Genomic DNA, 20,309 nt, shown 5'->3' with positions numbered 1-20,309 from the left:
TTCGGGTTCTGTGGGCAAGCTCCAAGGCTCTCTTTCATGGTGCTTAGAGCCTAGTCGACAACGACGGATCGCACTGGGTTCAGAGGTAAAGAGTTCAGACGTAAACCGGGAGCCGATTGCCGGCTCCCGCCATACAGTGCCTTACATTTCGACCTGGGTGCCCAACTCGATCACCCGGTTGACCGGGAGTTTGAAGAAGCGCAGGTTGCCGTTGGCATTCTTCAACATGAACGCGAACAACGCTTCGCGCCAGCGCGCCATGCCTTTGATGCGCGAGGCGATCACGGTTTCGCGGCTGAGGAAGTAGGTGGTGCGCATCGGGCTGAAATCCAGCTCGTCCAGATGGCACAGTTTCAGCGCCTCGGGCACGTCCGGCTCATCGGTAAAACCAAAGTGCAGGATCACCCGGAAGAACCCCTCGCCATAGGCGTCCACTTCGAAACGCCGCGCCGCGGGCACACGCGGGATGTCTTCGTAGACCACCGTCAGCAGCACCACCTGCTCGTGCAGCACCTGGTTATGCAGCAGGTTGTGCAACAGCGCGTGGGGCACGGCATCGGGCCGCGCCGTGAGGAAGACCGCCGTGCCCTGCACGCGATGGGGTGGCTGCACGCGGATACTGCTGATGAAGATGGGCAGCGGCAGGCCGCCCTCGTCGAGGCGCTCGACGAGCAATTGCTTGCCGCGCTTCCAGGTGGTCATCAGCACGAACAGCACGATCCCCGCCAACACCGGAAAGGCGCCGCCCTGGATGATCTTCGGCACGTTGGCGGCAAAGTACAGCCCGTCCACCAACAGACAGCAGAGCAACACCGGCACCGCCAGCACCGGCGGCCATTTCCACAGCAGCAGCATCACCGCAGACACCAGGATCGTGGTCATCAGCATGGTGCCGGTCACCGCCACGCCATAGGCGGACGCCAACGCACCGGAGGATTCAAAACCCAGCACCAGCAGGATCACGCCCACCATCAGCGACCAGTTCACCGCGCCAATATAGATCTGGCCCTGTTCGGCGCTGGAGGTATGTTGAATGTGCATGCGCGGGATATAACCCAGCTGGATGGCCTGGCGCGTCAGGGAGAACGCACCGGAAATCACCGCCTGGGAGGCAATCACGGTGGCCAGGGTCGACAGCACCACCAGCGGAATCAGCGCCCAGCTCGGTGCCAGCAGGTAGAACGGGTTGCGGGCCGCTTCCGGATCGCCCAGCAACATGGCGCCCTGGCCGAAATAGTTGAGCACCAGCGCCGGCAGCACCAGGATGAACCAGGCACGGGCGATGGGTTTGCGGCCGAAGTGGCCCATGTCGGCATACAACGCTTCGGCGCCGGTCAGTGCCAGCACCACCGCGCCGAGGATGGCCACGCCGATGCCGGGATGAGCCTCGAAGAAGCGCACTGCCCACATCGGGTTCATGGCGCTGAGCACTTCAGGGTGCAGGGTGATGCCATACACGCCAAGGCCGCCCAGCACCAGGAACCAGGTCACCATGACCGGCCCGAACAGTTTGCCGATGCGGTCAGTGCCGTGTTTCTGGATCAGGAACAGCGCCACCAGCACCACCAGTGCGATGGGCACGACCCAGCGCTCCAGACCGTCGAACGCCAACTCAAGGCCCTCGACGGCCGACAACACCGAAATCGCCGGGGTGATCATGCTGTCGCCGTAGAACAGCGCCGCGCCACACAAGCCGCACACCACCAGGAAACTGCGCAATTTCCTGCGCTCCCCCGCCGCACGACGTGCCAGGGCGGTCAGCGCCATGATGCCGCCTTCGCCCTGGTTGTCGGCGCGCAGCACGAACAGCATGTATTTGATCGACACGACCCAGATCAGCGACCAGAAGATCAGCGCGAGGATCCCCAATACCCCGTCATGGTTGACCTGCACCCCATAACCGCCGTTGAACACCTCTTTAAGGGTGTAGAGCGGGCTGGTCCCGATATCGCCATACACCACCCCGACCGCTGCTACCAGCATGCCAATCGGCTTGGCGGTCGAATGCTCGGCACCCGCTGCCTGACTACTTGCCTGACCCATCAACCACTCCTGCCCTTTGACCTGAAGTCTTCTATGAACAACGTGCTCAAACTGACCCTAGCATGCGCTGTTTTACTTCTCGTAACAGACGTTTTGTTGACCTTAGGATTTCACCTACACGCAACGGCGCGAAGCATAGCGCAGCGCTCGTCGCATTTCCCTGCATAAAGCTGGTCAAGTGCGTTGCCCACCGCTAGAATTGCGCACTTTTTGATCAGAGGCGCACCAAGCGCCCGTCCGCTGCCTGCCCTTCACGGTGGGGGCGTCATTCGATACCGAGGTTAGACATGTCCACCACCATCGCAAAAGCCAACCCCAAGGTTGGCTTTGTTTCCCTGGGTTGCCCGAAGGCTCTGGTCGACTCCGAGCGCATTCTCACGCAACTGCGCATGGAAGGTTATGACGTCGTGTCCACTTATCAGGACGCGGACGTGGTGGTGGTCAACACCTGCGGTTTCATCGACTCGGCCAAGGCGGAGTCCCTGGAAGTGATCGGCGAAGCGATCAAGGAAAATGGCAAGGTCATCGTGACCGGCTGCATGGGCGTGGAAGAAGGCAATATCCGCAACGTACACCCAAGCGTGCTTGCCGTGACCGGCCCGCAGCAGTACGAACAGGTGGTCAACGCCGTGCATCAAGTGGTGCCGCCCCGCCAGGACCACAACCCGCTGATAGACCTGGTGCCGCCGCAAGGCATCAAGCTGACCCCGCGTCACTATGCCTATCTGAAAATTTCCGAAGGCTGCAACCACAGCTGCAGCTTCTGCATTATCCCGTCGATGCGCGGCAAGCTGGTCAGCCGCCCGGTGGGCGATGTGCTGGACGAGGCCCAGCGCCTGGTCAAATCCGGGGTGAAAGAACTATTGGTGATTTCCCAGGACACCAGCGCCTACGGCGTCGACGTGAAATACCGCACCGGTTTCTGGAATGGCGCGCCGGTGAAAACCCGCATGACCGAACTCTGCGAAGCGCTCAGCAGCCTGGGCGTGTGGGTGCGCCTGCACTACGTTTACCCGTATCCGCACGTGGACGAACTGATCCCACTGATGGCCGCCGGCAAGATCCTGCCGTACCTGGACATCCCGTTCCAGCACGCCAGCCCCAAAGTGCTCAAGGCCATGAAACGCCCGGCCTTTGAAGACAAGACCCTGGCGCGCATCAAGAACTGGCGCGAGATCTGCCCGGAACTGATCATCCGTTCGACCTTTATCGTCGGCTTTCCTGGCGAAACCGAAGAAGACTTCCAGTACCTGCTGGACTGGCTGACCGAAGCCCAGCTGGACCGCGTCGGCTGCTTCCAGTACTCGCCGGTCGAAGGCGCGCCGGCAAACCTGCTGGACCTGGCCGTGGTGCCGGACGACGTCAAGCAGGACCGTTGGGAGCGTTTCATGGCGCACCAGCAGGCGATCAGCTCGGCGCGCCTGCAACTGCGCATCGGCAAGGAAATCGAAGTGCTGATCGACGAAGTCGACGAGCAAGGCGCGGTCGGCCGTTGCTTCTTCGATGCGCCGGAAATCGACGGTAACGTGTTTATCGACGATGCCAGCGGTTTGAAGCCGGGCGACAAGGTCTGGTGCACCGTGACCGATGCCGACGAATATGATTTGTGGGCCGAAAAGCGCGACTGATTGTAAAAATTGCAAAAGCCCTGCTTCTGGACAAGATGCGGGGCTTTTTTAGGTCTATCGTTTTGTCCATTAACACCTATTTCCACGAGAGACAGCGGGCATGCGCGAGCATTCGGTTATCCATACCCCCAAAAATAGCGATTACCCGGAGCTGGCGAGGATCTGGGAGGCCTCGGTGCGCGCCACTCATGATTTTTTGCCGGAAAGCTACATCCTCTTGCTGAAAAACCTGGTGCTGACCCGCTACCTGGATTCAGTGATGCTCGTCTGTACCAAGGATTCAAGCCAGCGCATTACCGGGTTTGCCGGCGTAGCGGCGCGCAAGGTGGAGATGCTTTTTATCGACCCGCTGCACCGTGGCCAGGGCCTGGGCCGACAATTGCTGCGCTATGCAATCGAACACATGAACGCCGATGAGCTGGATGTGAACGAACAGAACCCGCAGGCGCTGGGATTCTATTGCCATCAGGGCTTCGAAGTGATCGGACGCACGGAGCACGATGGCCTGGGCCGGCCCTATCCGTTGCTGCATATGCGATTGCGGCAGCAGCAAATGCGCAGTGGCTGAAATGGGACCGGGATTAACCGGCGCCAGGCAGGTACAATAGCCGCCCCCTTTTGTTACGGCCCTTGTCATGACTGACCCCATACGCCTCTCCAAACGCCTTATCGAACTGGTCGGTTGCTCCCGTCGGGAGGCTGAGCTGTTTATCGAAGGCGGCTGGGTCTCGGTGGACGGTGAGGTGATCGACGAACCGCAGTTCAAGGTCACGACCCAGAAGGTCGAACTGGACCCCGAAGCCAAAGCCACCGTGCCAGAGCCGGTGACCATCCTGTTGCACGCCCCGGCGGGCATGGACGCAGAGACGGCCATGGCCACGATCAGCGCCGAAACCCTGTCGGAAGAACACCGCTTCAGCAAGCGCCCACTCAAAGGTCACTTCCTGCGCCTGACCGCCAGTGCCGACCTGCAGGCCAAGGCCAGCGGCCTGCTGGTGTTCACCCAGGACTGGAAAATCCTGCGCAAGTTGACCGCCGATGCGGCCAAGATCGAACAGGAATACGTGGTGGAAGTCGAAGGCGACATGGTGGCCCACGGCCTCAACCGCCTGAACCACGGCCTTACCTACAAAGGCAAAGAACTGCCGGCGGTAAAAGCCAGCTGGCAAAACGAAAACCGCCTGCGTTTCGCACTGAAGAACCCGCAGCCGGGGGTGATCGCGCTGTTCTGCGAAGCCGTTGGCTTGAAAGTCGTCGCCATCCGCCGCATCCGCATTGGCGGCGTGTCCATTGGCAAGGTGCCGGTGGGCCAATGGCGTTACCTGTCCGGCAAAGAGAAGTTTTAGGCCGTTACCCTTTTCCCGACACCGCCTGACTGGGCGGTGTCTACCCGCTGAAAACCAGGATTGCCCACCATGATTCACAACGACGTACTGCGCAGCGTGCGCTACATGCTCGACATCAGCGATAACAAGATGGTCGAGATCATCAAGCTCGGCGGCATGGACGTGACCAAGGAAGACCTGCTCACCTATCTCAAGAAAGATGAGGAAGAAGGCTTTGTGTTCTGCCCGGACGAGGTCATGGCCCACTTTCTCGACGGCCTGGTGATATTCAAGCGCGGCAAGGATGAAAGCCGTCCGCCGCAGCCGATCGAAACCCCGGTGACCAACAACATCATCCTGAAAAAACTGCGCGTGGCCTTCGAATTGAAGGAAGACGACATGCACGCCATCCTCAAGGCTGCCGAGTTCCCGGTGTCCAAGCCCGAGCTGAGCGCGCTGTTCCGCAAGTTCGGCCACACCAACTACCGCACCTGTGGCGATCAGTTGTTGCGCAACTTCCTCAAGGGTCTGACGCTGCGGGTCCGTGCGTAAGCCATGAGTTATCAGGTCTCGCCCATCGGCTTCGTACGCTCCTGCTTCAAGGAGAAGTTCGCCATTCCGCGTCAGCCGCAGTTGGCCCCGGCCGCCCGCGGTGTGCTGGAGTTGGTGGCGCCGTTCGATGGCGGCGAGGCGGTGCAGGGACTGGAACAGGTCAGCCATGTGTGGCTGCTGTTTCTGTTTCACCAGGCGCTCGAAGACACGCCACGCCTTAAAGTGCGACCGCCGCGCCTGGGCGGCAATACGTCTATGGGCGTGTTTGCGACCCGCGCGACTCATCGCCCCAACGGGATTGGCCAGTCAGTGGTCAAGCTGGACAAGGTGGAAGCGGGCCGGCTGTGGATTTCCGGGATAGATTTGCTCGATGGCACGCCGGTGCTGGATATCAAGCCGTATGTGCCGTACGCCGATATCGTTGATACGGCGACCAACAGCATCGCCAGCGGTGCGCCGCCCCTGATTGGCGTGCAGTGGCTCAAGACCGCGCTGCAACAGGCGCAGGGCCATGCCCAGCGTCTGGGCGAACCGCTGGTGGAGTTGATTGATCAGTGCCTGGCACAGGATCCACGGCCCGCTTACCAGACGCCTGGGCCCGAGCGCGAATATGGCGTGCAGTTCTGGGATGTGGATGTACGTTGGCACTATCCCGAAGCAGGGATGATTTGCGTATTGGAAGTGGTGCCTGCTGGATAAACCGGAACCCAAATGTGGGAGAGGGCTTGCCCCCGATAGCAGTGTGTCAGTCAACTCATCTGTGACTGATCCACCGCAATCGGGGGCAAGCCCCCTCCCACATTTTTTTGATCGCGTTTATTTTTCGACGAACGCACGCTCAATCAGGTAATCACCCGGCTCACGCATGCGTGGCGAAACCTTCAGGCCAAAGCTGTTCAGCACTTCGCTGGTCTCGTCCAACATGCTCGGGCTGCCGCACAGCATGGCGCGGTCGTCCTCGGGGTTGATCGGTGGCAGGCCGATGTCGCTGAACAGCTTGCCGCTGCGCATCAGGTCGGTCAGGCGACCTTCGTTTTCGAACGGCTCGCGGGTCACGGTCGGGTAGTAGATCAACTTGTCACGCAACGCCTCGCCGAAGAATTCGTTCTGCGGCAGGTGCTCGGTGATGAACTCGCGGTAGGCGACTTCGTTGACGTAACGCACGCCGTGGCACAGGATCACTTTTTCGAAGCGCTCGTAGGTCTCCGGGTCCTGGATCACGCTCATGAATGGCGCCAGACCCGTACCGGTGCTGAGCAGATACAAGTGCTTGCCCGGCTTCAAATCGTCAAGCACCAGGGTGCCTGTCGGTTTTTTGCTGATGATGATCTCATCGCCTTCCTTCAAATGCTGCAACTGGGAAGTCAGCGGGCCATCCGGCACCTTGATGCTGAAGAACTCCAGATGCTCTTCCCAGTTCGGGCTGGCAATGGAGTAAGCGCGCATGAGCGGGCGGCCATTGGGCTGTTGCAGGCCGATCATCACGAACTGACCGTTCTCGAAGCGCAAACCCGGATCGCGGGTGCACTTGAAGCTGAACAGAGTGTCGTTCCAGTGATGAACACTGAGGACACGCTCGTGGTTCATGTTGCTCATGTACGGGGGACTCCTGGAAATGGGTCTGCGCCAAATGTGAAGTGCGCAATTGCACAGCATTCTAATGGCGGCGACAATATCTGTTAACTGGATTATTAAGATAAGGGTTATCGGTTATATCGATATGCGATTTACTCTCCGTCAACTGCAAGTCTTCGTCGCGGTCGCCCAGCAGGAAAGCGTGTCCCGCGCTGCTGGCCTGCTGGCCTTATCTCAATCCGCCGCCAGCACCTCGATCACCGAGCTGGAGCGCCAATCCAGCTGCCAATTATTCGACCGCGCCGGTAAACGCCTGAGCCTCAATGCCCTCGGTCATCAACTGTTGCCCCAGGCGGTGGCGTTGCTGGACCAGGCCAAGGAGATCGAAGACCTGCTCAATGGCAAGTCCGGCTTCGGCTCACTGGCGGTAGGCGCCACCCTGACCATCGGCAACTACCTGGCGACCCTGTTGATCGGCAGCTTCATGCAGCAGCACCCTGAGAGCCAGGTGAAACTGCATGTGCAAAACACTGCCCATATCGTGCATCAGGTGGCGCATTACGAAATTGACCTGGGTCTAATCGAAGGCGACTGCAGCCATCCGGACATCGAAGTGCAAACCTGGGTGGAGGATGAACTGGTGGTGTTTTGCGCACCCCAGCATCATTTGGCCAAACGTGGCGTGGCCAGCATGGATGAGCTGACCCATGAAGCGTGGATCCTGCGCGAACAAGGCTCGGGCACGCGCCTGACGTTTGATCAGGCCATGCGCCATCATCGCAGCGCACTGAATATCCGCCTGGAGCTGGAACACACCGAGGCGATCAAACGGGCAGTGGAATCAGGTCTGGGAATTGGCTGCATTTCGCGGCTGGCACTGCGCGATGCGTTCCGGCGTGGCAGCCTGGTGCCGGTAGAAACCCCGGATTTGGACTTGGCCCGGCAGTTCTACTTCATCTGGCATAAGCAGAAATACCAGACCTCGGCGATGCGCGAGTTCCTGGAGCTGTGCCGCGCGTTTACCGCCGGGGTTCAGCGCAGCGACGAAATCGTACTGCCGAGCATCGCCTGATCGTCAGATCAGAATCACCGCCCACACCAGCGTAATCATGGTCAAGGCCACGAATTGCGCGGCGCTGCCCATGTCTTTGGCGTTTTTCGACAATGGGTGACGGTCCAGGGAAATGCGGTCAATGGCCGCCTCCACCGCTGAATTGAGCAATTCGACGATCAGGGCCAGCAGGCACACGGCAATCAGCAATGCGCGTTCGACGCGGCTGACCTGCAGGAAAAAACTCAACGGAATCAGGATGACGTTCAGCAGCACCAACTGACGGAACGCCGCCTCGCCGGTGAAAGCCGCGCGCAGGCCATCCAGGGAATAGCCCCCTGCGTTGAAGATACGTTTGATACCGGTTTGACCCTTGAAAGGCGACATAGATGTAGGCAACTGAACCAAAAGGAGTGGGGAAACTAGAGCACGCAAAGTCAAAAAAGCGTGAATCGGTAACACTTTAATGCTGCGAAATTGACTCAAGTTGTTGCAGGAGTAGCGCCGCCTGGGTGCGCGTACGTACCCCCAACTTGCGGAAAATCGCGGTGACATGCGCCTTGATCGTCGCTTCCGACACGCTCAACTCGTAGGCAATCTGCTTGTTCAACAAGCCTTCGCAGACCATGGTCAACACCCGGAACTGCTGAGGCGTCAAACTGGCCAGGCCATCACGGGCCGCCTTGGCTTCATCGGACACGTTGATTTCTTCGAACGCTTGCGGTGGCCAGGACACATCGCCGTCCAATACCGTACGCACCGCCTTCTGGATGTCTTCCATCGCGCTGGACTTGGGGATGAAACCGCTGGCGCCGAACTCCTTGGAACGCACCACCACGTCAGCCTCTTCCTGAGCCGAGACCATCACCACGGGAATCTGCGGGTATTGCCCGCGCAACAGCACCAGCCCTGAAAAACCATAGGCACCCGGCATGTTCAGGTCGAGCAGCACCAAGTCCCAGTCGGATTTTTCGGTCAGGCGCGCTTCCAGCTCGGCGATGCTGGCGACTTCGACCAGTCGCACATCCGGGCCAAGACCCATGGTAACGGCCTGATGCAGCGCACTGCGAAACAGCGGGTGGTCATCGGCTATCAGGATTTCGTATGTGGCCATTGATTAAATGATCCTGTTTTTTAGGGAAGCCCTGATGGGTTCAGGGTTCGCCAGTACACACGGCAACGGCCAGGCAGCCGGCGCCACGGGGCACGCTCAACGTCAAAACACACGAAACAACGTCGAAAAAACCAAGGCAGTGCCCCAATCGGCGCCCAGCATGCCCAGCGCGGCCAGGGGGGTCAAGCACTACGCCCATGGTGATTCTAGCGAGCTGCACGGTTAAGGTGCCATCATGCAAACGTCGACTGGTCATACCGCCGGGATATAGGGCGCCAAACGCGTGTGGGCCTTGTCCGCCGCGTCCAGGGGCAGCTGAAACTTGGCGGCCAGATAGTGCGTGCTGAATACGTCGAGGTAGGCGTCCAGGACTTCACTGGCGAGCTGATCATCAGCCAACTCCAGGCACAGCGCGGCGACCTCGGCAGTGCAGAAATGATCATCGCGCTTGGAGCGGCGCAACTTGTAACGCGACAACTGCTCCGGCGCCAGGCTCAGCACCGGCAAATGCTCCAGGTACGGACTCTTGCGAAACATCTTGCGCGCTTCGCTCCACGTGCCGTCCAGCAGGATGAACAGCGGGCGCTTGCCCTCCTCTGCGCTGACCGCGCTGACCACCCGTTCAGGCGCCACGAATTCGCCAGGGAATACAATGTACGGCTGCCACTGCGGATCGGAGAGCAAGGTGAGCAGATCCGGGTCGACTTCGGTCCGCGACCAGGCGAACGCGCTGGTGTCGTCGATAACATCGGCGATCAGCCAGCCGGTGTTGCTGGGTTTCATCGGTTCGACATCGTGCATCAACAGGCACATTGCCGATTTGGCTTCAACCGTTGGTCGCCACGCGCACAGGCAGTACTCGGGAATCACTCGGCAACCGGCACACCGCTCGGCACGCGATCCCCGATTAAGGAAAGGCCTGACGGCTCGGGCCAGGCGCTGGGTGCGCAAACGGGAGACAGCGTGGCTCATGGGATGCGCCACATAGACGGGTAAATCAACACGGGATAACTCGAAAGCAATTGAAGTGGGCGCAGTTTACCAGCGATACGCCTGGCTGTAGTGGCCAGCGCTCACCTATAATTGCGCGCCACTGAACGCATAGCGCAGTGGCTGGTCTATGCACCAGTAACCGAATCAGGAGAGTTTGATGCTGCGTTCCATGCTGCGCCTCGTTGCCCCATCCGTCGCTATTGCGCTGGCCTTGCCCATGGGCGCCCACGCGGCCTCGCTGCTGGAGGCTCAAATGAACCGCAAGCTGCAAAGCGTCGCCACGGAAAGCAACAAGGACCTGCCCCGGGAAATCGATGAGAAAACCCTGGAAGTGGCCTACACCGTTGAAGGTATGCAACTGATCGATCATCTCAGCGTACTGCCGGACCGCGCCGAACAGATGCGTGCCAACCCCAAGGCGGTGTATTTCCAATTGGGCCGCAGTGTCTGCACCAACTTAGGCTACCGCGAGCTGATGGCGAAGGGCGCGGTCATGCGCTATGAAATCACCGAGAACAAGACCAACCGTCCTGTGGCATCGGTAAAGTTTGTCGAAGCCGACTGCCCGGCTCCAGCCAAGAAGAAAAAGTAACTCCGGCTTGCACCTCGCGCGTTGCCGCCCGGCGACGCGCACTCCCCCGCTTCAACGCCCGCCTGCATCTGAACGCCTTAATGACTCGCCAATAAGCGGTTGCCAGCCAAGGGTTTTTCAGCCCATGATCGACTCATTCCATACGCCCGCCAGAGCAGTCCTCCCTGCTGTTCTGTAATACTTTCAGGGCATAAGAAGGCCTGCCCTCCTGCGGCAAGCAACGACACATGCAGTGTCGTGGCCCCCCCTGACGACACGCGTCGGCTGGCCAGGCCCTGTGAAGAAGGAGAAAGTCGAATGCCTCATGAATCCAACGCCGCCCTGCTCGATCTTTTTGAACAAAACGGTACCGACCTCACGCAGCAGGTTGACGAACAACTCCAGCTGGTCGCGCCAAACAGCCCGAACATTCCCCTTTATCGCGACATGATTCTCACGGTCCTGCGCATGGCCCGGGACGACCGTGACCGCTGGAATGCCAAGATCACCCTGCGCGCGATCCGTGAGTTGGACCACGCCTTCCGCGTGCTCGAACAATTCAAGGGACGACGCAAGGTGACGGTATTCGGCTCCGCGCGCACGCCAATCGAAAGCCCCTTGTATGCATTGGCTCGAGAGGTCGGCGCGGCATTGGCACGTTCCGACCTGATGGTCATCACCGGCGGCGGCGGCGGCATCATGGCTGCGGCGCACGAGGGTGCGGGCCTGGAGCACAGCCTGGGGTTCAACATCACCCTGCCGTTTGAACAGCATGCCAACCCGACCATCGACGGCACCGACAACCTGCTGTCCTTCCACTTTTTCTTTACCCGCAAACTGTTCTTCGTCAAGGAAGCCGATGCACTGATCCTGTGCCCGGGTGGTTTTGGCACCCTGGACGAAGCCCTGGAAGTGCTGACCCTGATCCAGACCGGTAAAAGCCCGCTGGTACCGGTAGTGCTGCTGGACGCTCCAGGCGGCGGGTTCTGGCAAGGCGCCCTGGACTTTATCCGCAGCCAGTTGGAGGCTAACCGCTACATCCTGCCGACCGACCTCAAGCTCATACGCCTGGTCTACAGCGCAGAAGAAGCCGTGGATGAGATCAACCGGTTTTATGCCAACTTCCATTCAACGCGCTGGCTCAAGCGTGAGTTTGTAGTGCGTATGAACCATCCACTCAGTGATCAAGCCCTGGCCCATTTGCAGGATGAGTTTGCCAGCCTTCGACTGAGCGGAGAGTTCCAGCAGCTTGCCTACACAGGCGAAGAGCATGACGAAGCAAGGTTCAGCCATTTGACGCGGCTGGTCTTCAATTTCAATGGCCGAGACCAGGGGCGTTTGCGCGAGTTGGTGGACTACATCAACTTGCCGGAAAATTGGGTGCAACCTCAGGGTGAGGTGCAACAGCGAGGGGTGCCACAGCCCGCGTGACTTTTTACAGGCGAAAAAAAAGGCCCACTATTTTCATAGTGGGCCTTGATCGTTCCCACGCTCCGCGTGGGAATGCCACTCGGGACGCTGCGCGTCCTGCTTTCAGCGAAAAAATCAGGCACCTGCGCAATGGTGACGCGGAGCGTCAGGGATGCATTCCCACGCGGAGCGTGGGAACGATCAGTCAGGTTTTCGTTTTGCGCTCAGTCGTCCATATCACGGCCGCTTAACAAGCGACTGATCATGTCCATCGAAAACCCGCGATAACTCAGGAAACGCCCCTGTTTCGCACGCTCCCTGGCATCAATCGGCAGATGCCCAGCAAACTTGCGCCGCCAAGTCTCTTCCAACTGTGACTGCCAACTGATACCGCACTCACGCAGTGCAAGGTCGATATCGGCACGTTGGAGGCCGCGCTGGCTCAATTCTTCGCGAATCCGCGCAGGACCATAACCGGACCGCGCGCGATAGGACACAAAGCTTTCGAGGTATCGGGACTCCGACAACAGCCCCTCTTCCGTCAACCGGTCGAGGGCCGTTTCGATCATTTCGGGCTCTGCGCCGCGCTGACGCAACTTACGCGTCAGCTCGACTCGACCATGCTCGCGGCGAGCAAGCAGGTCCATTGCAGTGCGCCGAACGGCGACGAGTGTATCCAGTACAACAGTCATCGTTTGCTTCAGATGTCAGTGTCGGCTTCTTCCATCTCGTCAACCGGCTCGCGGTTGGCGGCGGCCTTGACGTCCGGTGCTGGGGTCAGCAGCTTGTCGCGAATCTGCTTCTCAAGCGTGGCAGCGATATCCGGGTTGTCTGCCAGGAACTTGGCCGAGTTGGCCTTGCCCTGACCGATCTTGCTGCCGTTGTAGGCATACCAGGCACCGGATTTCTCGACAAAACCGTGCAGCACACCCAGGTCGATCATCTCGCCGTTCAGGTAGATGCCTTTGCCATAAAGAATCTGGAACTCTGCCTGACGGAAAGGCGGGGCCACCTTGTTCTTCACGACTTTAACGCGGGTTTCGCTACCAACAACCTCGTCACCTTCCTTCACCGCGCCGGTACGACGGATATCCAGACGGACCGAAGCATAGAACTTCAGCGCGTTACCACCGGTGGTGGTTTCCGGGCTGCCGAACATCACACCGATTTTCATACGGATCTGGTTGATGAAGATCACCAGGCAGTTGGCGTTCTTGATGTTGCCGGTGATTTTACGCAGCGCCTGGGACATCAGACGGGCTTGCAGGCCCACGTGCATGTCGCCCATTTCGCCTTCGATTTCTGCCTTCGGTACCAGCGCTGCCACGGAGTCAACCACGATCACGTCGATGGCGTTGGAACGCACCAGCATGTCAGTGATTTCCAGGGCTTGCTCACCGGTGTCTGGCTGAGAAACCAGCAGGTCGTCAACGTTGACACCCAGCTTGCCGGCATATTCAGGATCCAGGGCGTGCTCAGCATCGACGAACGCGCACGTGGCGCCCATTTTCTGAGCCTGGGCAATCACCGACAGGGTCAGGGTGGTTTTACCGGAAGATTCAGGACCGTAGATCTCAACGATACGGCCTTTTGGCAGGCCGCCAATGCCGAGCGCGATATCCAGACCCAGAGAGCCAGTGGAAATAGCCGGGATCGCCTGACGGTCGTGATCGCCCATACGCATTACGGCACCCTTGCCGAATTGACGTTCGATCTGACCCAGGGCCGCAGCCAAGGCTTTCTTCTTGTTGTCGTCCATTAAAGTCCTCACGTAATCAATAAGGCCTGACGGCCAACACCTGTATAAGTAGACAGTATTGTTCCACAAAGATTGAAGATCGCCTACCCCTGATTGTCTATTTCTGCTGCAGCTCGTCGCAACAAGCCTTCCAGCGCGGCCTTTACCGTTTGACGACGGACCTCGTCGCGGTTGCCGGGAAAGTGCACACGCTCGGCCGTGACCTCATCGCCCACGCCAAACGCCAGCCATACCGTGCCCACCGGCTTGTCCGGCGAACCGCCGTCCGGGCCTGCCACGCCGCTGACCGCCACGGCAAAGCGCGCCAGGCTTTTTTCCTGCGCCCCTCGCGCCATGGCTTCCACCACTTCCTGGCTGACGGCGCCGACCTTGGCAAACAACGTTTCCGGCACATTAAGTTGCCGGGTCTTCTGTCGGTTGGAATAGGTGACATAGCCCGCCTCGAACCATGCCGAACTGCCCGGAATCCGCGTAATGGCTTCGGCAATACCGCCGCCGGTGCAGGACTCGGCGGTGGTGACATGGGCGTTGAGCACCTGCAAACGGCGCCCCAGTTCAGCAGCCAGTTGAGTGATTTCCTTCACGGTCGTCTCCAGGAATGGGCGGTGGTTTGCCTACCCTACAGCAGCCCATCGGCCATGCAAGTTGCAGAGTGCATCAAAAGGCTAACGCGCGACGGCTCGCACATAGGCCTGACAGGCACCCAAGGCGATCAGGGCGTTATCGCCGTCGTCGGTGATGCGGATAATTCGTTGAGCATGCGCCGGGTCAAGTCGGGCGCGTGGGGCTGCATGAACCACGCCGCCGGGGGTGGCGGCGGCTGACACTGGCGTGCAGCCGGCGGTATCGGTGGCGTCGAGAAGGACTGACAGCCGCACATCAGCAGTGGCCAGGCGGTCGCGCAGAGCAGCTTGGTGACGTTGGGCATCGCTCAACTCCTGAGTGTGTTGTTGGTCGCTGGTAGTGAGTTGGCGCTCCAGGGCCAGGCGCTTTTGCTGTTCTGCCTGTTGCTGTTCGAACGCGGCCTGCTGTTGCTGGCTGAGCGCCAGCGCCTGCCCGGCCGCCTGACGCTCCAGCTGCGCGCCATAGCGCCAGGCCTGTACTTGCCACACCAATGCAAGCAGCAGGCAAACGCCGACCCAACGCAACGTGCCTAGCCAACGCATAGCACCGCCTTCGCCCTCTCCCACAATTGCACGCGCGCCTGCAGGCCATTAAGGCCGCCGTTGATACGCCGGGTAATGGTGGTGAATTGATCTTTATCCGCCAACTCGTTGAGGCCGTTGCTGTGCCAGAACCAGGCAGCGGACTCACAGGCCCACTGCGGTTGTTCCAGCAATTGCGGTTGCAGCAGCAGGCGCGCATCGCCAAACAGTGCCTGACTGCATGCAAGGTAGTTGCGGCGCCCGGTTATCTGGATCAGCCCCCTGCCCCGGTACTTCTGCCCATCGCCATCCGCTTCGGGGGTATTGCCCAGACGGGTGGCGAGGGTGCCGGTGTCGTACTTGCTCAGGTATTGATCGCTGCCCAGTTCGCGCACGTAGCGCAGTTCAGCGGATTCATGGCCGATCTGGGCGAGGAAGGCGGCGACGCGCCTGGCACTGTTGACCTCGTACCGTACTAAGGCTGCATTTAACGGGGACAAAAAAATGCCCGCTCGAAGGCGGGCTCCCGGCATCACATCAAGAAGCTGGGTAAGGGTAATCTGCATGGGATCTACTCTGAAAAAATGTCTACACCGACAAACCACTGGCCTGGATCGTGCTTCGGTAGCCGCCGGTGCGTTTACCGCTGGCCGTCACCGTCTTGATCGACCAGCGTCCCTGCATGAAGCCCGGCCACGACTCGTCCAGCAGCAGCAAGCCTTCAGCGGCCAGCGACGGGTTACCGGGGCACACCACATCGATCTGCAGTACTTCTCGGCCCACACGGCGCATCTCGCCCTGCGCCGCCGAGCGCGCTTCGTCCTCGCTTGGATAACGCTGCGTCACCACCTTGAACGGTGCGATCCCCACCTCTACCACCTGCTTTTTGCCGCCCGCCGCATCCCACCAGGACGTCTGCACGCCTTTATATTTGGCGCGACTGGTTTCGGTAAGGGTGGCGCTGATGAAGGCGTGGTCGCCCGGGTGATTGTCACGGGTGACGGACAAGCGCACATCCGGCAGCGCCTTGCCCGACAAGGACTTGATCTGACCCTTGCGCCCGAGCACATAGAGCTCGTCCAGAGGCTTGGCCACTGCATCGAAGCGTTTGGCCAGCCGGGTCAGAAATGCCATGTCACTTTCGTTGGTCTGGTCGATATGCGCGATCCGCTCGCCATCGAGCTCAGGCGCCACACGCGGGGAAAACCCGTAGCGACTGGTCAATTGACGAAACAGTGCGCCCAGGGTTGTCGGCCCATGGCTGGCGGTGCGGCGCTGTTTGAACCCATGCTCATCGAACGGCGCCGCCGTGGCCACCAGCACCAGGCGCATCGGGAACAGCGACGGCTTACGCTGAGTGATCTTGAACATGCCCTTATCCACCAGGCCGGACTCCAGATAACCGACGCGCAAGCCGACTTTCCCGCCCAGATCGGGCAGACCTTCAAGGCCCTCGATGTCGAGAGTCAACTTGAGTTGGTCAGACACAAATCCCGCCGTATCAATATGCTCCCACTCCAATAGCCGCTCGTTGAACAAGGCGGCATTGGCGCCGTAAAGCTCCACCACCGGTGTGAATCCAAGTGCCATGATCGCTCCTTAATCCCAGGCTGAAACCGGCCGACTCGCGACAGGTTTTGCATCCAGTTCGGGCACCAGCACACTGACGCCGGCCGGCAATATTGCGCCCTTCTCCGCCAGCTCCGGATTCAAGCGCCACAGCGCCTCCTCCGCAGCATCATCACAGCGGCCGAGCTCTCGGTAGAGCAGCAGGTTTACCGAATCGCCCGCAATACTTCGCACTCTACGCATTGACGAACTCCTCCAATACCAGCAACCAGGTAATCGCCATGGCGGTGCCGTCGTCGATGACGCTGGTTTGTTTTTCGCTGATCGACTTGATGGTCCACAACCCCCAGTTGCGCCCCAGGCCGTCCACCAGAGGCAATGGCACGCGCAGGTCCTGCAGGGCCCGCAGTTCATCCAGGCGTTGCATGCCATTGGCCCGCGCGGCCTTGCCGCCCACTGCCAATGTTTCAAGGCCCTGCCCCACCTGGCTGGATTTGGGTTTGCCGGCGATGATGTCCAGGCTGACCCACCCACCACTGCTGCCACGATCAAGGCTGTCGTAGGCGAACCCGCGGGACAGCCCGAAAATAAACGTGCCCAACACCATCTGTTGTCGCATCACACAGCTCCATCGGTCAGTGCTGCGCCACGTCGCGTCGCCAGCAGGTTGTCCATCGACAGCGGCGTAAATTGCGCTTCGATCTGTTGCACCACGAGTGTCGCCAATTGCTGATAGCTGGCTTGTTCCGGCGCGTTGATAGTGATTTGCGGGGCAAAATTGATTTGACGGTTATCGGCTTGGGGGTTGTTGAGGTTGTGGCTGACATCCGTGGGAGACGGCAAGCGATCCCCGGAACCCATGACTTTCTCGGCAAGCCATGCCCCCACGTCACTGCCGACAAACGTACCGACGGCGCCGCCCACCACGTTGCCGATCGCGCCACCGGCAACGCCGCCCATGACCCCGCCCAGCACCGTACCGGCACCCGGCACCACCGAACCGATCACCGCTCCGGCAAGCGTGCCGACCGCTCGGCCAATCGCCATGCCGGCGAACTCACCGGCAACGCCACCGGCGACGGCGCCGCCTACCGAACCCACGCTGGAGCCCAGCGCTTGACCCGTATTCCCCGTCAGCGCGCCCTGTGTGACATCAACTCCGGCCTGTGCCAGCACCAACCCCAACGAAGCCTGTCTGGCGACTTTGCCGGCCTTCTCCGTTTTGCTTGGCCGGTCAGGACCGGACGCCGAACCCGGCGTGGGTTTACCTGTAGGGGTGTCGTCACTCCGGGTGTGCTGCGGGCGGGCGGAAGGGTCAGCGGCAGGCCCTTCGCGGAGAATTTTCCCCGCGACCTTTTCAAACACCTTGTCCTTCACGGCATCGAACACGCCGGAAAGCACAGCCCCCAGTGCAGCCCCTGCCACCGTAACGGCGGCGGTGGTGTGAGGCAGCGCTTCAGCCAAGCCACTCACGCCGTTGACCAAACCGGTCATCGCTGTCAGCGAGGTATCCACGGCGGGCGCCAGGGCCACATCGGAGGCAGTTTGCAAGCGTGTTGTACTGGCCTCATAGGCCTGCCGTCGAGCCTGGGAGGAATCGGCGCGAATCGCTGCAACGCGCTGAACAGAGCCTTGATCGCCTAACGCCGAGGTGGCGTAGGTGGACGTTTCGGCCACCTGCGAAAAGGCGTGTTTAACGCTGTCAATAATCGGCACCAGGCTCAGAATCGACTGGTTACCGTCGAACAGTTGCGCCGCCAGCGCCGCCTGCTTTTCAGCCGGTTGCGACTTGAGTGCCTCCAGCACGGTAACCAGGGTCTGCGGGGCATCCTGTTTCATGCCACCGGCCAGCTCTTTGGGATCAAGCTTGAGCGCTGCCCAGGCACTGCGCTGCGCGGGAGAAGCGCTGTCGCCTTTGGCCAGGGCGAGACTGATTTTTTCCAGCCCGAGCTCCGCAGCACCCTTGCTGTTACCGGCACTCAACAACACCGCCGAAAGCGCCGCGGCCTGTTCGGGAAGCATGCCCGCAGCCGTGGCGGCGGCGCCCTGACGTTGCACGATCGCTGCAATGTCCGCTGACTCGGCCTTGAGCGAGACATCGCTGCCCAGCACATTTGTCGCGTCAGCCAAATCCAGGGCTTGGGTGCGGTCAAGGTGCATGGACTCACGCCATCCGCCGATGAGTTCGCCGGCATGCTTCACATCGATTTTGAACACCGTCGCCATGATCGCCGCGTCGCGGGCGAATTGCTGCAAGTCTGCCTGGCGCCCGGCTTGGTCGATATTGCCTGACGCGTCAACTCGCTCGCTGCCGATACCCGACTTGGCCGCAACGTACTCGACCTTCGCCAGGTCCACCGCGCTCGCGCCGCTGGCCGCCACCATGGGCTCGGTCGCCATGGCGAGGTTGGCTTCGCGCATTGACTTGCGCTCACGCCCGACGAAGTGCAGCAGTTGGTCCAGGTCGGTCATCGCGGCATCCAGTGCCTGCGATGGCGTACCCGCGGGGGCCGCCGTGCGGGTGCTCGTATCGCCCGTGCCCGCCGCCTCGATGGCGTCGGCTTGCCCGGCGTCCATCATCTTGAGCAATGAGGCGTTGAACAGCTCAAGCGTATCCACAAGCCGCGCCTGGCCTTCGGCCAGATGGTTGATCTGCAGGCTGGCATCGGCTAATGCCAACACCAGGTTCGCGGCACCTCCCGGCACCGCCTCAGCCGGACTCGCCAGGGTTTGCGCGATGGGGTTGAGGCTGGCCTGTGCGCCGGCCATTTCGGGTGAGCGCTGAATCATCACGCCGTCCCTGGCGATGGCTGACTCAGCGCCTTTATTACTGTCTGCCATCCCGCTCTACTCCTGTTTAACGCCAAGGCGATTGATCGCGATGTCGTAGCGGCGCAATGCCTTGCCGGCGTCCCAGTCGAGGATTTCCGCTTCGGTTACTGAGTAAACCAGCGGTACTACATCGAGGATCACTTCGATGTCGCGTTCCGAAAGAAGTCCGCCGGTTTGTTTAAAAAATCGTCGATGCGCCCCTGCAGTTCGGTCCAGTCGGGCACGGTCAAGCCGGCGAGATCGGGAATCATCAGGCCGGCGCAATGAGCGGTGATGAACTCGGCACGTTCTTTGTTGGTGGGCAGTTTTTTCATCACTTTGGTGGCGCGCAGGGCGGGCATTTCCAGGGTGACGTGGGTGAGCGTGCGACCGCTTGCCTGAAGGGGAAGCAGCAGCGCGACCTGCTCGCTGGTCAGCGATTGGCGCGGCACATCGGCCTGATCGAGAAAAAACGATGCAGGCTGGGTCGACATTTCGTGTACGTATTGCGCAATGCTGACGTAGTCCGGGCGCTTGAGTTGGTCGAGTTCTTTTTCCGACAGGCCGGTGGCGAGCTTGGCCAGTTCGAAAAACTGCTCATCTTCATCGTCGCCAGCGCGCGCCAGGGCTTCTTTCTGTGGCGCGTAGAACAAGGGTTTGAGTTGAATCTGCTCGATCACGGCACCGGTGTCGGCGGTGATCGGGGACAGCAGGACGTGTAGCGCAGGCATCCAGGCCATGGATTGATTCCTTTATCAGGTAT

At 60.4% G+C, this 20,309-nt stretch carries 24 protein-coding genes; 8 read left to right on the top strand and 16 right to left on the bottom strand.

Annotated features, from left to right (window positions below; translation table 11 throughout):
- Nucleotides 1-141: 141 nt before the first annotated feature.
- Nucleotides 142-2,043, bottom strand: coding sequence for a potassium transporter Kup (locus BOP93_RS06010; protein WP_104501898.1), 1,902 nt, complete (start codon nt 2,041-2,043; stop codon nt 142-144).
- A 287-nt stretch (nt 2,044-2,330) separates the two neighbouring features.
- On the opposite strand from BOP93_RS06010, the gene rimO reads away from it, so the two are divergent.
- The 5 genes from rimO to tsaA all read left to right on the top strand — a co-directional run bounded on the left by rimO (nt 2,331) and on the right by tsaA (nt 6,247).
- Entirely contained in the window at nt 2,331-3,671 is a 1,341-nt protein-coding gene (rimO, locus tag BOP93_RS06005) for a 30S ribosomal protein S12 methylthiotransferase RimO (RefSeq protein ID WP_046384502.1), read from the top strand.
- A 100-nt stretch (nt 3,672-3,771) separates the two neighbouring features.
- Nucleotides 3,772-4,239, top strand: coding sequence for a GNAT family N-acetyltransferase (locus BOP93_RS06000; protein ID WP_104501897.1), 468 nt, complete (start codon nt 3,772-3,774; stop codon nt 4,237-4,239).
- 67 nt (nt 4,240-4,306) lie between these two features.
- Nucleotides 4,307-5,017 (top strand): rRNA pseudouridine synthase, encoded by a 711-nt coding sequence (locus tag BOP93_RS05995; protein ID WP_104501896.1) that lies wholly within the window; start codon nt 4,307-4,309, stop codon nt 5,015-5,017.
- Between the two features lie 69 nt (nt 5,018-5,086).
- Complete coding sequence (locus BOP93_RS05990) at nt 5,087-5,548, top strand: DUF1456 family protein (RefSeq protein WP_005785469.1); 462 nt, start codon at nt 5,087-5,089, stop codon at nt 5,546-5,548.
- A gap of 3 nt (nt 5,549-5,551) precedes the next feature.
- Entirely contained in the window at nt 5,552-6,247 is a 696-nt protein-coding gene (gene tsaA / locus BOP93_RS05985; RefSeq protein WP_065886035.1) for a tRNA (N6-threonylcarbamoyladenosine(37)-N6)-methyltransferase TrmO, read from the top strand.
- A gap of 117 nt (nt 6,248-6,364) precedes the next feature.
- Here the strand turns inward: tsaA and fpr are convergent, their stop codons facing one another.
- On the bottom strand, nt 6,365-7,144 hold the full coding sequence (fpr, locus tag BOP93_RS05980) for a ferredoxin-NADP reductase (protein WP_003189055.1): 780 nt from the start codon (nt 7,142-7,144) through the stop codon (nt 6,365-6,367).
- Between the two features lie 124 nt (nt 7,145-7,268).
- On the opposite strand from fpr, the gene BOP93_RS05975 reads away from it, so the two are divergent.
- Nucleotides 7,269-8,195 (top strand): LysR family transcriptional regulator, encoded by a 927-nt coding sequence (locus tag BOP93_RS05975; protein ID WP_010212678.1) that lies wholly within the window; start codon nt 7,269-7,271, stop codon nt 8,193-8,195.
- Nucleotides 8,196-8,198: 3 nt separating this feature from the next.
- On the opposite strand, the gene BOP93_RS05970 is transcribed toward BOP93_RS05975, so the two are convergent.
- The 3 genes from BOP93_RS05970 to BOP93_RS05955 form a co-directional block, all read right to left on the bottom strand.
- Nucleotides 8,199-8,561: a diacylglycerol kinase gene (locus BOP93_RS05970; RefSeq protein WP_003189051.1), complete on the bottom strand. Its 363-nt coding sequence runs from the start codon at nt 8,559-8,561 to the stop codon at nt 8,199-8,201.
- A 76-nt stretch (nt 8,562-8,637) separates the two neighbouring features.
- Nucleotides 8,638-9,288: a response regulator transcription factor ErdR gene (gene erdR / locus BOP93_RS05965; protein ID WP_104501895.1), complete on the bottom strand. Its 651-nt coding sequence runs from the start codon at nt 9,286-9,288 to the stop codon at nt 8,638-8,640.
- 252 nt (nt 9,289-9,540) lie between these two features.
- Nucleotides 9,541-10,260 (bottom strand): tRNA-uridine aminocarboxypropyltransferase, encoded by a 720-nt coding sequence (locus tag BOP93_RS05955; protein ID WP_104501893.1) that lies wholly within the window; start codon nt 10,258-10,260, stop codon nt 9,541-9,543.
- Between the two features lie 178 nt (nt 10,261-10,438).
- Between BOP93_RS05955 and BOP93_RS05950 the strand changes: the two genes are divergently transcribed.
- Both BOP93_RS05950 and BOP93_RS05945 read left to right on the top strand, forming a co-directional pair.
- Entirely contained in the window at nt 10,439-10,873 is a 435-nt protein-coding gene (locus BOP93_RS05950) for a PA3611 family quorum-sensing-regulated virulence factor (protein ID WP_104501892.1), read from the top strand.
- Between the two features lie 297 nt (nt 10,874-11,170).
- A complete protein-coding gene (locus BOP93_RS05945) occupies nt 11,171-12,283 on the top strand; it encodes a TIGR00730 family Rossman fold protein (protein WP_104501891.1) in 1,113 nt (370 codons plus the stop codon).
- Nucleotides 12,284-12,486: 203 nt separating this feature from the next.
- Here BOP93_RS05945 and recX read toward each other — a convergent pair whose 3' ends face one another.
- The 11 genes from recX to BOP93_RS05895 form a co-directional block, all read right to left on the bottom strand.
- Entirely contained in the window at nt 12,487-12,954 is a 468-nt protein-coding gene (gene recX, locus BOP93_RS05940) for a recombination regulator RecX (RefSeq protein ID WP_065886030.1), read from the bottom strand.
- A gap of 8 nt (nt 12,955-12,962) precedes the next feature.
- Nucleotides 12,963-14,021 (bottom strand): recombinase RecA, encoded by a 1,059-nt coding sequence (gene recA / locus BOP93_RS05935; protein WP_005785454.1) that lies wholly within the window; start codon nt 14,019-14,021, stop codon nt 12,963-12,965.
- Nucleotides 14,022-14,104: 83 nt separating this feature from the next.
- Nucleotides 14,105-14,605 (bottom strand): CinA family protein, encoded by a 501-nt coding sequence (locus BOP93_RS05930; protein ID WP_104501890.1) that lies wholly within the window; start codon nt 14,603-14,605, stop codon nt 14,105-14,107.
- An 81-nt stretch (nt 14,606-14,686) separates the two neighbouring features.
- The gene (locus BOP93_RS05925) at nt 14,687-15,187 is read right to left on the bottom strand and encodes a lysis system i-spanin subunit Rz (protein WP_104501889.1); all 501 of its coding nucleotides are present in this window, start codon (nt 15,185-15,187) and stop codon (nt 14,687-14,689) included.
- Nucleotides 15,175-15,732, bottom strand: a complete 558-nt coding sequence (locus BOP93_RS05920) for a glycoside hydrolase family 19 protein (RefSeq protein ID WP_104501888.1) — start codon at nt 15,730-15,732, stop codon at nt 15,175-15,177. The genes BOP93_RS05925 and BOP93_RS05920 overlap by 13 nt, the downstream gene beginning before the upstream one ends.
- 22 nt (nt 15,733-15,754) lie before the next feature.
- A complete protein-coding gene (locus BOP93_RS05915) occupies nt 15,755-16,756 on the bottom strand; it encodes a contractile injection system protein, VgrG/Pvc8 family (RefSeq protein ID WP_104501887.1) in 1,002 nt (333 codons plus the stop codon).
- Nucleotides 16,757-16,765: 9 nt separating this feature from the next.
- Complete coding sequence (locus BOP93_RS05910; protein WP_065886025.1) at nt 16,766-16,978, bottom strand: tail protein X; 213 nt, start codon at nt 16,976-16,978, stop codon at nt 16,766-16,768.
- The gene (locus tag BOP93_RS05905) at nt 16,971-17,354 is read right to left on the bottom strand and encodes a phage tail protein (protein WP_065891925.1); all 384 of its coding nucleotides are present in this window, start codon (nt 17,352-17,354) and stop codon (nt 16,971-16,973) included. The genes BOP93_RS05910 and BOP93_RS05905 overlap by 8 nt, the downstream gene beginning before the upstream one ends.
- Nucleotides 17,354-19,576: a phage tail tape measure protein gene (locus tag BOP93_RS05900; protein WP_104501886.1), complete on the bottom strand. Its 2,223-nt coding sequence runs from the start codon at nt 19,574-19,576 to the stop codon at nt 17,354-17,356. The genes BOP93_RS05905 and BOP93_RS05900 overlap by 1 nt, the downstream gene beginning before the upstream one ends.
- Before the next feature lie 6 nt (nt 19,577-19,582).
- Nucleotides 19,583-19,708, bottom strand: a complete 126-nt coding sequence (locus BOP93_RS27970) for a hypothetical protein (RefSeq protein WP_256095160.1) — start codon at nt 19,706-19,708, stop codon at nt 19,583-19,585.
- On the bottom strand, nt 19,705-20,286 hold the full coding sequence (locus BOP93_RS05895; protein ID WP_065891923.1) for a phage tail assembly protein: 582 nt from the start codon (nt 20,284-20,286) through the stop codon (nt 19,705-19,707). Before BOP93_RS05895 ends, BOP93_RS27970 begins: the two co-directional genes overlap by 4 nt.
- Nucleotides 20,287-20,309: the final 23 nt, after the last annotated feature.

It is taken from the genome of Pseudomonas orientalis, from assembly GCF_002934065.1.
Taxonomy (GTDB): Bacteria; Pseudomonadota; Gammaproteobacteria; order Pseudomonadales; family Pseudomonadaceae; genus Aquipseudomonas; species Aquipseudomonas orientalis_A.
Note: the sequence above shows the minus strand (reverse complement) of the source record. Positions and strands in the feature narration are given on the sequence as shown.

What these genes read in the sequence shown, in the direction of transcription:
- BOP93_RS06010 (WP_104501898.1), bottom strand. Translation starts at nt 2,043, where the DNA reads ATGGGTCAGGCAAGTAGTCAGGCAGCGGGTGCCGAGCATTCGACCGCC.
- rimO (WP_046384502.1), top strand. Translation starts at nt 2,331, where the DNA reads ATGTCCACCACCATCGCAAAAGCCAACCCCAAGGTTGGCTTTGTTTCC.
- BOP93_RS06000 (WP_104501897.1), top strand. Translation starts at nt 3,772, where the DNA reads ATGCGCGAGCATTCGGTTATCCATACCCCCAAAAATAGCGATTACCCG.
- BOP93_RS05995 (WP_104501896.1), top strand. Translation starts at nt 4,307, where the DNA reads ATGACTGACCCCATACGCCTCTCCAAACGCCTTATCGAACTGGTCGGT.
- BOP93_RS05990 (WP_005785469.1), top strand. Translation starts at nt 5,087, where the DNA reads ATGATTCACAACGACGTACTGCGCAGCGTGCGCTACATGCTCGACATC.
- tsaA (WP_065886035.1), top strand. Translation starts at nt 5,552, where the DNA reads ATGAGTTATCAGGTCTCGCCCATCGGCTTCGTACGCTCCTGCTTCAAG.
- fpr (WP_003189055.1), bottom strand. Translation starts at nt 7,144, where the DNA reads ATGAGCAACATGAACCACGAGCGTGTCCTCAGTGTTCATCACTGGAAC.
- BOP93_RS05975 (WP_010212678.1), top strand. Translation starts at nt 7,269, where the DNA reads ATGCGATTTACTCTCCGTCAACTGCAAGTCTTCGTCGCGGTCGCCCAG.
- BOP93_RS05970 (WP_003189051.1), bottom strand. Translation starts at nt 8,561, where the DNA reads ATGTCGCCTTTCAAGGGTCAAACCGGTATCAAACGTATCTTCAACGCA.
- erdR (WP_104501895.1), bottom strand. Translation starts at nt 9,288, where the DNA reads ATGGCCACATACGAAATCCTGATAGCCGATGACCACCCGCTGTTTCGC.
- BOP93_RS05955 (WP_104501893.1), bottom strand. Translation starts at nt 10,260, where the DNA reads ATGAGCCACGCTGTCTCCCGTTTGCGCACCCAGCGCCTGGCCCGAGCC.
- BOP93_RS05950 (WP_104501892.1), top strand. Translation starts at nt 10,439, where the DNA reads ATGCTGCGTTCCATGCTGCGCCTCGTTGCCCCATCCGTCGCTATTGCG.
- BOP93_RS05945 (WP_104501891.1), top strand. Translation starts at nt 11,171, where the DNA reads ATGCCTCATGAATCCAACGCCGCCCTGCTCGATCTTTTTGAACAAAAC.
- recX (WP_065886030.1), bottom strand. Translation starts at nt 12,954, where the DNA reads ATGACTGTTGTACTGGATACACTCGTCGCCGTTCGGCGCACTGCAATG.
- recA (WP_005785454.1), bottom strand. Translation starts at nt 14,021, where the DNA reads ATGGACGACAACAAGAAGAAAGCCTTGGCTGCGGCCCTGGGTCAGATC.
- BOP93_RS05925 (WP_104501889.1), bottom strand. Translation starts at nt 15,187, where the DNA reads ATGCGTTGGCTAGGCACGTTGCGTTGGGTCGGCGTTTGCCTGCTGCTT.
- BOP93_RS05920 (WP_104501888.1), bottom strand. Translation starts at nt 15,732, where the DNA reads ATGCAGATTACCCTTACCCAGCTTCTTGATGTGATGCCGGGAGCCCGC.
- BOP93_RS05915 (WP_104501887.1), bottom strand. Translation starts at nt 16,756, where the DNA reads ATGGCACTTGGATTCACACCGGTGGTGGAGCTTTACGGCGCCAATGCC.
- BOP93_RS05910 (WP_065886025.1), bottom strand. Translation starts at nt 16,978, where the DNA reads ATGCGTAGAGTGCGAAGTATTGCGGGCGATTCGGTAAACCTGCTGCTC.
- BOP93_RS05905 (WP_065891925.1), bottom strand. Translation starts at nt 17,354, where the DNA reads ATGCGACAACAGATGGTGTTGGGCACGTTTATTTTCGGGCTGTCCCGC.
- BOP93_RS05900 (WP_104501886.1), bottom strand. Translation starts at nt 19,576, where the DNA reads ATGGCAGACAGTAATAAAGGCGCTGAGTCAGCCATCGCCAGGGACGGC.
- BOP93_RS05895 (WP_065891923.1), bottom strand. Translation starts at nt 20,286, where the DNA reads ATGGCCTGGATGCCTGCGCTACACGTCCTGCTGTCCCCGATCACCGCC.